The sequence below is a fragment of the Pseudomonas sp. CCI1.1 genome, from assembly GCF_034348165.1.
GTDB classification, from domain to species: domain Bacteria; phylum Pseudomonadota; class Gammaproteobacteria; order Pseudomonadales; family Pseudomonadaceae; genus Aquipseudomonas; species Aquipseudomonas paracarnis.
Genome location: NZ_CP133780.1, coordinates 3,091,041 through 3,104,551 on the forward strand (window position 1 = coordinate 3,091,041; position 13,511 = coordinate 3,104,551).

Consider the following 13,511-nt stretch of genomic DNA (forward strand, 5'->3'; position numbering starts at 1 on the left):
GCCCCACGCCGGATGAGCTATACAATGCAACCACCCTGAGCAAAGGAAGCCGCCATGAACCACAGCACCTTCTGGCTGACCGCGAACGACCACACCCGTCTGTACGTCAACCAATGGCTGCCCGACGGGCCACCCAGGGCCGTGGTGATGATCTCCCATGGCATGGCCGAGCATGGCGGCCGCTATGCGCGCCTGGCGCAGGCATTGTGTGCAGCAGGCCTGGGTGTGTATGCGCTGGACCAGCGCGGGCATGGCCGCACTGCAGAGGCCGGCACTATTGGGCTATATGCTGAAACGGATGGCTGGAACAAAGTAGTGGGCGATCTGGCCAGCCTCAATCAGCACATCGGCCAACAGCATCCCGGGCTGCCGATCATCCTGCTGGGCCACAGCATGGGCAGCTATATCTCCCAGGCGTACTTGCTGCATCACAGTGCCAGCTTGCATGGCGCAATACTCAGCGGCTCGAATTTCCAGCCGGTGGCCCTCTACCGTGCAGCGCAAATCATCGCGCGCATCGAGCGAGCGCGCCAAGGCCTGCGAGGGCGCAGTGCGTTGATCGACTTCCTGTCGTTCGGCTCATTCAACAAAGCCTTCAAGCCCAACCGCACCAAATTCGACTGGCTCAGCCGCGACCCGGTTGAAGTGGATAACTACATCAACGACCCACTCTGTGGCTTTCGTTGCACCAATCAACTGTGGATCGACCTGCTGGGCGGCTTGCAGCAGATCAGCAAAGTCTCCAACCTGGCGCAGATCGATCCTGGCCTGCCGATCCTGGTGATGGGCGGCGATTGTGATCCGGTGAGTGAAGGCAAGCGTCTCAAGGACCTGGCCCACGCACTGCGTGAGGCCGGCTGCCAGAACGTGCAATTGAACCTCTACCCGCAGGCGCGGCATGAAGTGTTCAACGAAACCAACCGTGATGAAGTCACCGCCGACCTGCTGAGCTGGCTGGAACAGGCGCTGGCGTTGCGCAGGCCCACCCGCTGCGAATAGTTTTTGCTTTAAAATCAGCCGATTAATTATCGATAAGCCACAGGATGCACCTTTAGATGACCCAGGTAACCAACACCCCGTACGAAGCGCTCGAAGTAGGCCAGACCGCCAGCTTCAGCAAAACCGTCGAAGAGCGTGATATCCAGTTGTTCGCCGCCATGTCCGGCGACCACAACCCGGTGCACCTGGATGCTGAATACGCCAAGGCAACCATGTTCAAGGAGCGGATTGCCCACGGCATGTTCAGCGGTGCGCTGATCAGCGCGGCGGTGGCTTGTGAGTTGCCTGGGCCGGGCACGATTTACATCGGCCAGCAGATGACCTTCCAGAAGCCGGTAAAGATCGGCGACACATTGACCGTGCGCTTGGAAATCCTCGAGAAACTGCCGAAGTTTCGCGTGCGCATTGCCACTCGGGTGTTCAACCAGCGTGATGAGTTGGTCGTCGATGGCGAGGCGGAAATTCTGGCGCCACGTAAGCAGCAAGTGGTGACCTTGACCGAGCTACCGCCGATCAGTATTGGCTGATCTACATTCCAGCCTTTGCGTAAAACAAATGTGGGAGCGGGCTTGCCCGCGAATGCGGTGTGTCAGTCAATACAACCGTGACTGATCCACCGCTTTCGCGGGCAAGCCCGCTCCCACACTAAGCCCAGCGTAGGTCTTACGACTGAGCGCGGGCCTGGTTACGCAGGGCTTTTACCTGGTCGTGATTGCGCTGTACACCGTGGTACTGACGCTCAACCAAGTCACGAATGCCCACCAGGTTGTGCTTGTTGATCTTCTCGATCGCTTCCTTGTAAGCCTTCAGTGCGTGGTCTTCACCGCGCTCGGCTTCGTTCAGTACGGCCTCTTCATCCTTGCCAGTGACCATCGACTTCACGTCGACCCAGCCACGGTGCAGGGCGCCGGCCATGCTGCCGGAATCCTCAGGATCGCCACCCAAGGCACGCACAGCCGTTTTCAGTTCTTCGGCAGCGGTACCGCAATCAACGGCACGCTTGGCAAACAGTGCCTTGAGTTCTGGATGCTTGATGTCTTCAGCGCATTCCTTGAAACCCTTTTGGCCGTCGATGCTGGTCTCGATCAGGTCGTTCAGTACGGAGATCGATTCTTTGTTGATATCAGTCATTTTTCAATTCCTTGTACGGGTTAGAAGGTTGCCTTGGTTATTGCAGCGCCCGTGCCAGGTTTTCAAAAATTATTTTTACGTTTTATTTCAATAAGTTACGAATTATTGAACCATCTGTATCTTGGTTATTTGCATGATCTGTCATTTGGCCTTCATGCAGAATGCCTGTATTTTCGAAAGCCTGGCCTCAACCCTGCGACGCTCATGAATCCCGAAAAACTCGAACTGCTCATCACCCGCCAAATGCCCTTCGGCAAATACAAAGGCCGGATCATTGCCGACTTGCCTGGGCCCTACCTGAATTGGTTCGCCCGCGAAGGTTTCCCCCACGGGGAGCTGGGCGGTTTGCTGGCCTTGATGCAGGAAATCGACCACAACGGTCTGTCCGAATTGCTTGAGCCACTGCGCGCCAAACACGGCAGACCCGCCCCCCGCCACTAGGAGACCCACCATGCCAAGGAATGCCGATAACGAAGCGCACTGGCAGGCCATCGCTCAGCGTTACGAGTGCGAGCCCGGCCCGATCAACCTGGAAAACGGCTACTTCGGGCGCATGAGCCGGGCGGTGCAGGCCCAATACCTTGAGCACATCAGCTTTATCAACCGCAGCAACTCTGTGCATGTGCGCCAGCGTTTTGAACAGGGTGAAAACAACGAGATACGCCGCCAGTTGGCCGGGTTGATTGCTGTCGACCTCGAGTCGGTCGCTTTCACCCGTAACGCCACCGAAGCCTTGCAGTCGCTGATCCGCAACTACAACCGCCTGCAACCGGGCGACCAGGTGCTGATCACTGATCTGGAATACGACACAGTCAAAGGCGCCATGCGCTGGCTGGCAGCGACTCGCGGCGTGGAAGTCATAGAGGTGGCCCACACCCACCCGGCCCGTTTCGACAGCTTGGTGCAGACTTATCACGATGCGTTTGTGCAGTACCCGCGCCTGAAATTAATGGCCTTGACCCATGTGACCCACCGTACGGGCCTGGTCATGCCGGTTGCGGCCATTGCCAAGGCAGCGCGCGAACGAGGAATCGACGTGATCCTCGACGGCGCCCACGCCTTGGGCCAGATCGAATTCAACCTGGCCGAACTGGGCATTCAGTTCGCAGGCTTCAACCTGCACAAGTGGATCGGCGCGCCGTTGACCCTGGGCTTTTTGTACATCGCACCGGAGCGCCTGGCCGATATCGACCCGGATATGGGCGAGTTCCATTACCCAGCCACCGATGTGCGAGCGCGTACGTCCTACAGCACACCGAACTTTCCGGCGCTGATGACCTTGCCTCTGGTGTTTGAAGAGCATCGACAATTGGGGGGCGCTGCAGCCAAGGGCGCACGCGTCAATTACCTGCGCAACCTGTGGGTGAACCAGGTGCGGCCGTTGGCGGGGATCGAAGTGCTGACTTCGGATGACCCGCGACTGTATTGCGGGATCACCGCCTTCAAGTTTATCGGGCGTGATCAGCAGGCGATGGTGGACAGGTTGCTCAAGGAGCACGGCCTGTTCACCACTACGCGCACGGGGGCGGCGTTTGGCACCTGTATTCGGGTGACGCCGGGGCTGGTGACGTCGGCGGCGGACATCAATGCGCTAGTCCACGCGATCACCAAACTAAACACCGTTTAAAACTGTGGGAGCGGGCTTGCCTGCGATAACGGTGTATCAGCCAAAGATGGGCTAACTGATAAATGGCTATCGCAGGCAAGCCAGCTCCCACCTTCAGAGCGGCGATGTGCTTGAGGTTTTTCTACAGGCAAAAAAAAGCGGCACACCGACCAAGTGCGCCGCAAAAATGCCGTTAAGCACAGCAACAACGATTCGATAAATCCGTTCAGTCCAGCAGCGCCAGCGCCTGGGCAGTGACTTCCTGGATACGCGCCCAGTCGCCGTTCTTGACCCACTCCGGATCCAGCATCCAGCTGCCCCCCACGCACATCACGTTTTTCAACGCCATGTAGCTCTTGATGTTGGCTGGGCCAACACCGCCAGTCGGGCAGAATTTGACTTCGCCGAACGGGCCGCCGAGCGCCTTGATGGCAGCAACACCACCGCTGACTTCAGCCGGGAACAGTTTGAAGCGGCGATAACCCAGGCCGTAGCCTTCCATGATGCCGGAGGCGTTGCTGATGCCCGGCAGCAGCGGGATCGGGCTGTGCACCGAGGCTTCCAGCAGGTCGCGGGTGATGCCAGGGGTGACGATAAATTGCGAGCCCGCCACTTCGGCCGCTTCGAGCATGTGACGATCGAGCACGGTACCGGCACCGGTGCACAGCTCAGGACGTTGCTCGCGCAAGACCTGAATGGCCTTGAGGCCGAACTCGGAACGCAGGGTCACTTCCAGCGCGGTCAAACCGCCAGCGGCCAGGGCGTCGGCCAACGGCAGGATGTCCTGTTCGCGGGCGATGGTGATCACCGGCAGGATCCGCGCCTTGGCGCAGAGGCTGTCGATCAAGGCAACTTTATCCGCCATGGACACGGTCGATTGGGGGCTTTTCATAGCGGCTGATCCTTGGCTCATGGGCACCAGTAAATCTCTAGAGTAGGTTGCAAAAACGCGCGAATCGGCATGGCAGCAACATCGTTGCTGGCCAGGGCGGCGCTCAAGGTAGTCAATTTCGAACTGCCGGAAATCGACAGCACGGTGTAGTTGGCCGTCGCCAACAGCGCGCGACTCATGGTCAGGCGCTGGTGCGGCACGGTCGGTGCCAGCATCGGCCAGCAACGGCGGGTACCGTCGGGCTTCAGGGCTTCAGCCAGGTTGGGACTGTTGGGGAACAGCGAGGCGGTGTGACCGTCATCGCCCATGCCCAGCACCAGCACATCAATGGCAGGCAGCTCGGCCAGCAGGCGATCGGCCTGCTCGGCAGCGTCTTCAAGGTTGGCGGCAGGGCTGTACAGGCTCAAGAACTTCGCCTTGGCCGCCGGGCCTTGCAGCAAGTGTTGCTTCAACAGGCCGGCATTGCTGTCCGCGTGTTCGACCGGCACCCAGCGCTCATCGGCCAGGGTGATGGTGACCTTGGACCAGTCCAGGCCCTGCTTGGCCAGGTTCTGGAAAAACGCCACGGGGCTGCGGCCACCGGACACCACCAACGTCGCCTCGCCACGGGCACTGATGGCCGCGCGCAGTTGTTCGGCCACGTCATTGGCCAGGCCATCGGCCAGCAGCGCAGGCGTACGGTACTCATGGGCAGTGACGCCCTGAGGCAGTTTCAATTCAGATATCGCCATACCACGACCTCCCATCCCGCGTAATCAGTGCAATGGAGCTCATCGGCCCCCAGGACCCCGCCGCATACGGCTTGGGCGCATCACCGGATTTTTTCCACCCGGCGATCAACTGGTCACACCACTTCCACGCGGCTTCGATTTCATCTTTGCGAACAAACAGGTTCTGATTGCCGCGCATCACTTCCAGCAACAATCGCTCGTAGGCATCGGGGATGCGTGCGCTGCGATAGGTGTCGGAAAAATTCAATTGCAGTGGCCCGCTGCGCAGTTGCATGCCTTTGTCCAGGCCCTGTTCCTTGGTCATCACACGCAAGGAAATACCTTCGTCCGGCTGCAGGCGGATGATCAGCTTGTTGCTGATCTGCAAGCGCTGCTCGGGGGCGAAGATATAGTGGGATGGTTCCTTGAAATGGATGACGATCTGCGACAGCTTTTGCGGCATGCGCTTGCCGGTACGCAGGTAGAACGGCACCCCGGCCCAACGCCAGTTGCGGATATCGGCACGCAGGGCGACGAAGGTTTCGGTGTCGCTCTGGGTGTTGGAATTGTCTTCTTCCAGGTAACCCGGCACGGCTTTACCAGCGCTGTAGCCGGCGATGTACTGGCCACGGACTACTTGGGTGGTCAGGCCTTCGGGGCTGATCGGCGCCAGGGCCTTGAGCACCTTGACCTTCTCGTCACGGATGCTGTCGGCGGACAGGTCGGCCGGCGGGTCCATGGCAATCAGGCACAGCAGCTGCAACAGGTGGTTCTGGATCATGTCGCGCAGCTGGCCGGCCTTGTCGAAGTAACCCCAACGGCCTTCGATGCCAACCTGCTCGGCCACGGTGATTTCCACGTGGGAAATATAGTTCTGGTTCCACTGGGTTTCGAACAGGCTGTTGGCGAAACGCAGGGCAATCAGGTTCTGCACCGTCTCTTTGCCCAGGTAGTGGTCGATGCGGTAGGTGCGGTTTTCCGGGAAAAACTGCGCCACGGCGTCGTTGACCTTGCGCGATGACTCCAGGTCCGAACCGATGGGTTTTTCCAGCACTACGCGGGTATTTTCCGCCAGGCCAACCTTGGACAGGTTTTCGCAGATCGCGCCGTACACCGCCGCCGGGGTGGCGAAGTAGGCAATCAGGCGTTGATCGCTGCCGGCTTTTTCGGCCAGGGCAACGTAGTCGTCAGCCTTCATGAAGTCGACATGCACATACGAAAGGCGCGCGAGGAAACGCTGGGCCACGGCCTCGTCGAGTTCCTTGCCGACGTATTTACGCAATTCTTTTTCGATATGGGCCAGGTGTTGCTGCTCGGAGCCGGCTTCACGGGCCAGGGCCAGGATGCGTGTGTCGTCGTGCAGCAACCCGGCGCCATCGAGTTGATAAAGGGCAGGAAATAACTTGCGCAGCGCCAGATCACCCAAGGCGCCAAACAGGGCAAAGGTGCAGGGTTCCACGGTTATCGAAGGCATGATGTTTGTTCTTTTATCAAGTTAAGCTACAAATACCTTTTTTCAAGGCATCACTCAAGGAAAAATGTAGTAATAACCACAACATTTTCCCGAAATACGCATTGCGAGTGGTGGTGTTCAGCTACCCTCAGTAGGATAGGCCACCGCGAAAAGCCACTCATCGATTGGTTGCCGCCTTTTTATTTGCATCGTCGCCCGAAGGAAAGACTGAATGGACCGCGTGCGAAATCTTCTGGAACAGATCCGGAACCGCCTCGAAGAATTGAACAAGGCCGAGCGCAAAGTCGCTGAAGTGATCCTGCTCAACCCGCAGCAGGCCACACGCTTCTCGATCGCCGCCCTCGCCCAGGCCGCCTCGGTCAGTGAACCGACGGTCAACCGCTTCTGCCGTTCGTTCGGTGTCAGCGGTTACCCTGAACTCAAATTGCAGTTGGCGCAAAGCCTGGCCAGTGGCGCCGCGTATGTCAGCCGCGCCGTGGAGGCCGATGATAACCCCGAGGCCTACACCCAGAAGATCTTTGGCAGCGCCATTGCCTCCTTGGACAGTGCCTGCCAGGCCCTGGACCCGGCGCTGATCAGCAAGGCCGTGGACTTGTTGATCCAGGCACGGCAGATCCACTTCTTTGGCCTCGGCGCTTCAGCCCCGGTGGCCATGGATGCGTTGCACAAGTTCTTCCGCTTCAACCTGGCAGTGACCGCCCACGCCGACGTGCTGATGCAACGCATGATCGCCTCGGTGGCGCACACCGGTGAGTTGTTCGTGATCATTTCCTACACCGGTCGTACCCGCGAACTGGTGGAAGTGGCGCGTATCGCTCGGGAAAACGGTGCGTCAGTGCTGGGCGTCACCGCCGAAAACTCGCCGCTGGCCAAAGCCAGTACGGTGAGCCTGAACATCCCGCTGCCGGAAGACACGGATATCTACATGCCGATGACTTCTCGGATTATCCAATTGACGGTGCTGGATGTGCTGGCGACCGGCATGACGTTGCGCCGTGGCGTAGATTTTCAGCCGCATTTGCGGAAAATCAAAGAGAGCTTGAATGACAGCCGATATCCGGTGGGGGATGAATTCAACTAAATCCGTGTCAACTGATCGTTCCCACGCTCCGCGTGGGAATGCCTCACTGGACGCTCTGCGTCTGCCTTTAGCGTCGTGACGCGGAGCGTCATAGGCTGCATTTCCACGCGGAGCGTGGGAACGATCATGAATTCAACTAGCAGGCAGCTCTTCCAGCAGTACCGGCGCTATCGCAGGCAAGCCAGCTCCCACAGGGGAATGCATTCCAAAGGTGGGAGCTGGCTTGCCTGCGATAGCGCCATCAGCCACACCGCTAAACCCCTGCCCTGGCCTGCAAACTCAAATGCGCCCTCTCCCCCGGCGCCAGGCTCGCCGCCGCCATCGCCGCCTCCACACACACAAACCCCGACGCTTCGTTAAAGCTCACGCCCAACAGCGGCCGGCTGCCCGGGTGCCACACCACCGTGTCGGCGCTGTCGCCGGTGTCGATGCACAGTTCACGCTGCCAGGCGTGGTCCTTGAGCTGCAGTTCGCCCTCATGCTGGAACACCCGCTGGCATCCGCCATCGACCCGCAATTCGCCTTCCTGCTGGCAAACCTGGCGATTGAGCTGGTCATAACCCTGCGCCCCTTCGAGCCCAGACAGCGCTACCTCGTCAACGTGACCAATACGCCAGTAAGCGTGCAATGCATGGCTCAACTGGCACGGCAGCTCGTCGTGATGCTCGGTGCTCAGGCGCAGTTCCAGGGTTTCGCCCAAGTGTGCGTGCAAGTCCACCTGCCAGTCGCACAGTTGCAATTGCCAGTGCAGGCGCACGCCGTCATCGTCAGTGCTGCTGTCGAGCAGTTTCCAGTCGATCAAGCGGGCCCAACCGTGGGAAGGCCAGGCATTTTCGCTGGGGTGACGGCCATACCACGGCCAGCACACCGGTACGCCACCACGGATAGCCCCGACTTGCGGCCATTTGGCGGCACACCACAGCCACGGCTTTTGGCCGGTGGGTTGAAAGTGCAGCAATTGCGCACCCTGGCGACTGAACACCGCCTGGCACAGCGGATGGTCGATCACCAACACATCGCGCATCTGAAAGCGCTCCCAGGCGAACACCGGACGCTCGCGCAGGGATTTGAAAAAGCGTTGCAGCGGTTGCTCGTGCATGTGCCAGGTCCCGAATATCACAGTGCCACGCAAAAAAAAGCGGATAGCCATGGCTACCCGCAAATGCGCACAGAGAGAGGAGCTTATCGCAACAGCGTTAGAACGTAGACTGAATTTTCAGGCCCGCTACCAGCGCGTTGTCGACTTTATCCACGCCGCCAGGCTGGACAACGTACTGCAGGTTCGGACGCACAGTCAGCCAGTTGGTGACGTGGAAACCGTAGTTGAGTTCGACGTTGTACTCAGTCTCACGAATCGGCGTGTACAGCGGATTGTCGTAGTCGCTCACGCCCCTGGCGTCGTTGAGCAGCTCCGAGTTTTTCTTCACATCATTGTTGACATGCAGGCGAGCGACGCCAATGCCGACGTCATCTTTTGGACGCGCGTCGAATGGGCCTTTGTACACGAGCATCAACGACTGGTAGTTGTCGACCAGGTTGGTTTCCTTGTCATGGAAGGTCGCGTTGGCGGCAATGTTCAAACCACGGGAAGCGTCGCCGTTATGGGTGGTGAGTTGCTGTTGCGCAACGAACCAGTAGCCTTTCTTGCTGCTGCGGGTACGGAAGTCGGCGCCGCTGAGGACCGCATCGTTACCGTTGACGTCTTCACGTACATCCGGAGCATCGGCCGCACTTTTATAGAAACCCACACGGTATTCGCCCGGCAGGTTATTAACCTTCGGCGACCAGACCAATTCCACCGGAATCACGGTGCCCTTGGTACCACTGCCGCTGAGTTTGAAGCCGTTGCCGTGCTCCAGCTGCGACGGGTTCTGGTTGTAGGCACCGATTTGCGCATACAGCTCAGGCGTGATGTTGTATTTCACGCGGATAGCGGCCTGGGCGACCGGCCAGTTGTACCAGGTATTGACGTAGTTACCGACCTGGGAGCCGCAGAACGACAGGTTCTGGAAGTCGCAAGGGAAGGTGTTGAAGTCTTCGCCTTCACCGAAGTAACCGAGCTTCACGTCCAGCTTGTTGTCGAACATCTGGTGCTGAATCCAGAACTGGGTCAAACGCACCATGTGGCCACGGCCATACACTTCTTGCGAGGAACTCAAGGTGCCGGCACGCGGGTCGCCAATGCGGTCATTGGAGATGTTCTGGCCATTACGGTTGGTCAACTGGATCTTAGCCTGGGTGTTATCCCAGCCCCACAGTTTTTGCAGGTCCAGTGCCACGCCCAGACCGAACTGGTCGGAGTAACGACCGGTCTTGTCGTCGTTGTAGCCGCCGTGGGCGTTGTAGCCCATCTCGCCCACGTAGTCGGCCTTGATGTCGATACCTTGCTCGATCAGCTTGGTACGCTCGCCGCCCCAATCGCCGGTCATCCACTTGGAATCAGCGCTGAATGCATCGGCCGCCATCGCATTGGCGGACAATACAAGGGCTGCTGCCGCTGACAGTTGGCAGATCAGCCGGGTGTTGTTGTGTTGCTTTTTCATCCCTACATCCTCGTCTTTATTGTTATTAAACTGTTTTTATCTAACGCGGGTTACATTTTTTAATTAAAACAATCACTTATCTTGCTTAACGGCCCTTGAACTGGGTCACATTGTCGGCATGCCCCTGTGCCGGCAATGAAGCCACTGTGCCCAACCGCTCACCGGTCTTGGCGTCAAACAGCAATACCTTGGCCGGGTCGAACTGCAAGGTCAGGGTCTCGCCCACTTGCGGTGCCACGTCCGGCGCCAAACGGCAGCAGACCTTGGTGTCGTTGAGCTGCACAAACACCAGGGTGTCCGGGCCGGTCGGCTCGGTGACCTGGACTTCGGCACGAATGCTCGACGAGCCATTACCCTCGCCCGCTGCCAGCACGATCTGCTCCGGGCGCAGGCCCAGGATCACATCGCGGTCTTCCAGCCCGGCGTCATTCATGCCCAACGCCAACTCGCAACGGGCCTGGCCGCTGTCGAGCACCGCCACCAGATCACCGTTCTGGCGTTTTAGGCGCATGGGAACGAAGTTCATCGGTGGTGAACCGATAAAGCTTGCCACAAACAGGTTGGCAGGGTCGTTGTAAATTTCTTTTGGCGTGCCGAATTGCTGGATGATCCCGTCCTTCATCACCGCCACTTTGTCGCCCAGGGTCATCGCTTCGATCTGGTCGTGGGTCACGTAGACGGTGGTGGTTTTCAGACGCTGGTGCATCAGCTTCATTTCGGTACGCATCTCGACGCGCAGCTTGGCGTCGAGGTTGGACAGCGGTTCGTCGAACAGGTAGATCTTCGGCCGGCGCGCCAGGGCACGGCCCATGGCCACGCGCTGTTGCTGGCCACCGGACAACTGGCCCGGCTTGCGGTTGAGCAGGTGTTCGATCTGCAGCAACTTGGCCACGCGCGCCACTTCGGCGTCGATGTCGGCTTGCGGCATCTTGCGGATCTTGAGGCCGAACTCGATGTTCTCGCGCACGCTCATGGTCGGGTACAGCGCGTAGGACTGGAACACCATGGCGATGTCACGGTCCTTGGGGCTCATGCCGCTCACGTCTTGATCACCGATCATGATCGCGCCGCCGGTGATGGTCTCAAGGCCAGCGATGCAGTTCATCAGCGTGGATTTACCACAGCCCGACGGGCCGACCAGGATGAGGAACTCGCCTTCCTTGATCGACAGTTCGATGTTCTTCAAGGTGTCGGGCAGGCCGGCGCCATAAGTCTTGTTTACATTGCGAAGTTCAAGCGTAGCCATGATTACCCCTTGACCGCGCCAGCCGTAAGGCCGCGCACGAAATACTTGCCTGCGATCACATAGACCAGCAGGGTCGGCAGCCCGGCGATCATCGCCGCCGCCATATCCACGTTATATTCCTTGGCCCCGGTACTGGTGTTGACCAGGTTGTTCAGCGCCACCGTGATGGGCTGGGAGTCGCCACTGGAGAACACCACGCCGAACAGGAAGTCGTTCCAGATCTGGGTGAACTGCCAGATCAGGCAGACCATGATGATCGGCGTCGACATCGGCAGGATGATCCGGCGGAAGATGGTGAAGAACCCCGCTCCGTCCAGGCGTGCGGCCTTGATCAGCGCATCCGGGATGCTCACGTAGTAGTTACGGAAGAACAGCGTGGTGAACGCCAGGCCGTAGACCACGTGGATAAACACCAGGCCGGTGGTGGTGCTGGCCAGGCCCATCTTGCCGAGGGTGAACGACGCGGGCAGCAACACGGTCTGGAACGGCAGGAAGCAGCCGAACAGCAACAGGCCAAAGAACAGCTGCGAACCGCGGAAGCGCCAGAACGACAGCACGTAGCCGTTCAAGGCGCCGATAGCGGTAGAGATCAGCACAGCAGGAACGGTGATCTTGATCGAGTTCCAGAAGTAGCCATCCACGGTGGCCCAGGCTTTCACCCAGCCGATGCCGCTGACCACGGTGGGCCAGCTCAGCAGGTTACCGGTGCTGATGTCTTCCGGGGTCTTGAAGCTGGTGAGCAGCATCACCACCAGCGGCACCAGGTACAGCAGCACCGCCAGGATCAGCACCGCGTAGATCGCGATGCGGCTCAGGCTGATGGCAGGTTTGGCGGCGAGACTAGTCATTACGCTTGGTCCTCAGCTCGGAATACAGGTACGGCACGATGATCGCGAGGATCGCACCGAGCATCAGGATTGCACTGGCCGAGCCCATGCCCATCTGGCCGCGACTGAAGGTGAACGAGTACATGAACATCGCCGGCAGGTCGGACGAGTAGCCCGGGCCGCCTGCGGTCATTGCCGCCACCAGGTCGAAGCTCTTGATCGCAATGTGCGCCAGGATCATCACCGCACTGAAGAACACCGGACGCAGGCTGGGCAGCACCACGCTCCAGTAGATACGCGGCAGGCTCGCGCCGTCGATCTGCGCAGCGCGGATGATCGACTGATCAACACCGCGCAGGCCAGCGAGGAACATCGCCATGATAAAGCCGGAGGCTTGCCACACAGCGGCAATCACCAGGCAGTAGACCACGCGGTCCGGGTCGATCAGCCAATCGAGACGGAAGCCTTCCCAGCCCCAGTCCCGCAGGAGTTTGTCCAGGCCCATGCCCGGGTTGAGCAACCATTTCCAGGCGGTACCGGTGACGATCATGGAGAGCGCCATCGGGTACAGGTAAATGGTGCGGATAAAGCCTTCGCGGCGGATTTTCTGGTCGAGGAAAATCGCCAGCAGCACGCCGATCACCAGGGTGATACCGATGAACATGCCGCCGAACACGGCCAGGTTCTTGCTCGCCACCCACCAGCGGTCGTTGTCGAACAGCCGCTGATACTGCGCCAGGCCCGCCCATTTGTAGCTGGGCAGGAAGGTCGAGGTGGTGAACGACAGCACGAACGTCCACAGGATGTAGCCATAAAAGCCCACCAGCACGATGAACATGCTCGGCGCCAGCACCAGTTTAGGGAGCCAGCGCTGCAGCACATCGAATGGCGAGGCCTTGCTGAACACAGCAACAGAACTCATGGGAAAATCCAGTACAGGGAAAAAGGACTACAAGGTGAGTCTCTTGTCGAACGCGGTTTGTGTGGGAGCTGGCTTGTCGA

14 protein-coding genes are annotated in these 13,511 nt (G+C 59.3%); 5 read left to right on the plus strand and 9 right to left on the minus strand.

The window, feature by feature from the left end:
* Positions 1-54 precede the first annotated feature (54 nt).
* On the plus strand, positions 55-999 hold the full coding sequence (locus RHM69_RS13870; RefSeq protein WP_020303129.1) for an alpha/beta hydrolase: 945 nt from the start codon (positions 55-57) through the stop codon (positions 997-999).
* 56 nt (positions 1,000-1,055) lie between these two features.
* Entirely contained in the window at positions 1,056-1,526 is a 471-nt protein-coding gene (locus RHM69_RS13875) for a MaoC family dehydratase (protein ID WP_003193747.1), read from the plus strand.
* A gap of 136 nt (positions 1,527-1,662) precedes the next feature.
* Here the strand turns inward: RHM69_RS13875 and RHM69_RS13880 are convergent, their stop codons facing one another.
* Positions 1,663-2,130: a ferritin-like domain-containing protein gene (locus tag RHM69_RS13880; RefSeq protein WP_020303130.1), complete on the minus strand. Its 468-nt coding sequence runs from the start codon at positions 2,128-2,130 to the stop codon at positions 1,663-1,665.
* A gap of 204 nt (positions 2,131-2,334) precedes the next feature.
* Here RHM69_RS13880 and RHM69_RS13885 point away from each other — a divergent pair, with 204 nt between their 5' ends.
* Positions 2,335-2,571, plus strand: coding sequence for a DUF3820 family protein (locus tag RHM69_RS13885; RefSeq protein ID WP_003193750.1), 237 nt, complete (start codon positions 2,335-2,337; stop codon positions 2,569-2,571).
* Between the two features lie 10 nt (positions 2,572-2,581).
* Positions 2,582-3,757, plus strand: a complete 1,176-nt coding sequence (locus RHM69_RS13890) for an aminotransferase class V-fold PLP-dependent enzyme (RefSeq protein ID WP_200599580.1) — start codon at positions 2,582-2,584, stop codon at positions 3,755-3,757.
* 205 nt (positions 3,758-3,962) lie between these two features.
* On the opposite strand, the gene RHM69_RS13895 is transcribed toward RHM69_RS13890, so the two are convergent.
* The 3 genes from RHM69_RS13895 to zwf are packed head-to-tail and all read right to left on the minus strand — an operon-like array spanning position 3,963 to position 6,812.
* The gene (locus RHM69_RS13895; RefSeq protein ID WP_019819350.1) at positions 3,963-4,628 is read right to left on the minus strand and encodes a bifunctional 4-hydroxy-2-oxoglutarate aldolase/2-dehydro-3-deoxy-phosphogluconate aldolase; all 666 of its coding nucleotides are present in this window, start codon (positions 4,626-4,628) and stop codon (positions 3,963-3,965) included.
* A gap of 17 nt (positions 4,629-4,645) precedes the next feature.
* Positions 4,646-5,359, minus strand: a complete 714-nt coding sequence (gene pgl / locus RHM69_RS13900) for a 6-phosphogluconolactonase (RefSeq protein ID WP_019819352.1) — start codon at positions 5,357-5,359, stop codon at positions 4,646-4,648.
* On the minus strand, positions 5,346-6,812 hold the full coding sequence (zwf, locus tag RHM69_RS13905; protein WP_014719663.1) for a glucose-6-phosphate dehydrogenase: 1,467 nt from the start codon (positions 6,810-6,812) through the stop codon (positions 5,346-5,348). Before zwf ends, pgl begins: the two co-directional genes overlap by 14 nt.
* 220 nt (positions 6,813-7,032) lie before the next feature.
* Here zwf and RHM69_RS13910 point away from each other — a divergent pair, with 220 nt between their 5' ends.
* A complete protein-coding gene (locus RHM69_RS13910) occupies positions 7,033-7,893 on the plus strand; it encodes a MurR/RpiR family transcriptional regulator (RefSeq protein WP_169856377.1) in 861 nt (286 codons plus the stop codon).
* A 253-nt stretch (positions 7,894-8,146) separates the two neighbouring features.
* On the opposite strand, the gene RHM69_RS13915 is transcribed toward RHM69_RS13910, so the two are convergent.
* The 5 genes from RHM69_RS13915 to RHM69_RS13935 form a co-directional block, all read right to left on the minus strand.
* Positions 8,147-8,992, minus strand: coding sequence for a D-hexose-6-phosphate mutarotase (locus RHM69_RS13915; RefSeq protein WP_014719664.1), 846 nt, complete (start codon positions 8,990-8,992; stop codon positions 8,147-8,149).
* 97 nt (positions 8,993-9,089) lie between these two features.
* Positions 9,090-10,436, minus strand: coding sequence for a carbohydrate porin (locus tag RHM69_RS13920; RefSeq protein WP_003193760.1), 1,347 nt, complete (start codon positions 10,434-10,436; stop codon positions 9,090-9,092).
* 85 nt (positions 10,437-10,521) lie between these two features.
* A complete protein-coding gene (locus RHM69_RS13925) occupies positions 10,522-11,682 on the minus strand; it encodes an ABC transporter ATP-binding protein (RefSeq protein ID WP_072435172.1) in 1,161 nt (386 codons plus the stop codon).
* Positions 11,683-11,684: 2 nt separating this feature from the next.
* Positions 11,685-12,530 (minus strand): carbohydrate ABC transporter permease, encoded by an 846-nt coding sequence (locus RHM69_RS13930; protein ID WP_003193763.1) that lies wholly within the window; start codon positions 12,528-12,530, stop codon positions 11,685-11,687.
* On the minus strand, positions 12,523-13,431 hold the full coding sequence (locus RHM69_RS13935) for a carbohydrate ABC transporter permease (RefSeq protein ID WP_003193765.1): 909 nt from the start codon (positions 13,429-13,431) through the stop codon (positions 12,523-12,525). Before RHM69_RS13935 ends, RHM69_RS13930 begins: the two co-directional genes overlap by 8 nt.
* Positions 13,432-13,511: the final 80 nt, after the last annotated feature.

Coding starts and splice junctions, on each gene's coding strand:
- RHM69_RS13895 (WP_019819350.1), bottom strand. CDS start 4,628: ATGAAAAGCCCCCAATCGACCGTGTCCATGGCGGATAAAGTTGCCTTG.
- RHM69_RS13920 (WP_003193760.1), bottom strand. CDS start 10,436: ATGAAAAAGCAACACAACAACACCCGGCTGATCTGCCAACTGTCAGCG.
- RHM69_RS13885 (WP_003193750.1), top strand. CDS start 2,335: ATGAATCCCGAAAAACTCGAACTGCTCATCACCCGCCAAATGCCCTTC.
- RHM69_RS13880 (WP_020303130.1), bottom strand. CDS start 2,130: ATGACTGATATCAACAAAGAATCGATCTCCGTACTGAACGACCTGATC.
- zwf (WP_014719663.1), bottom strand. CDS start 6,812: ATGCCTTCGATAACCGTGGAACCCTGCACCTTTGCCCTGTTTGGCGCC.
- RHM69_RS13875 (WP_003193747.1), top strand. CDS start 1,056: ATGACCCAGGTAACCAACACCCCGTACGAAGCGCTCGAAGTAGGCCAG.
- RHM69_RS13915 (WP_014719664.1), bottom strand. CDS start 8,992: ATGCACGAGCAACCGCTGCAACGCTTTTTCAAATCCCTGCGCGAGCGT.
- RHM69_RS13930 (WP_003193763.1), bottom strand. CDS start 12,530: ATGACTAGTCTCGCCGCCAAACCTGCCATCAGCCTGAGCCGCATCGCG.
- pgl (WP_019819352.1), bottom strand. CDS start 5,359: ATGGCGATATCTGAATTGAAACTGCCTCAGGGCGTCACTGCCCATGAG.
- RHM69_RS13925 (WP_072435172.1), bottom strand. CDS start 11,682: ATGGCTACGCTTGAACTTCGCAATGTAAACAAGACTTATGGCGCCGGC.
- RHM69_RS13935 (WP_003193765.1), bottom strand. CDS start 13,431: ATGAGTTCTGTTGCTGTGTTCAGCAAGGCCTCGCCATTCGATGTGCTG.
- RHM69_RS13870 (WP_020303129.1), top strand. CDS start 55: ATGAACCACAGCACCTTCTGGCTGACCGCGAACGACCACACCCGTCTG.
- RHM69_RS13890 (WP_200599580.1), top strand. CDS start 2,582: ATGCCAAGGAATGCCGATAACGAAGCGCACTGGCAGGCCATCGCTCAG.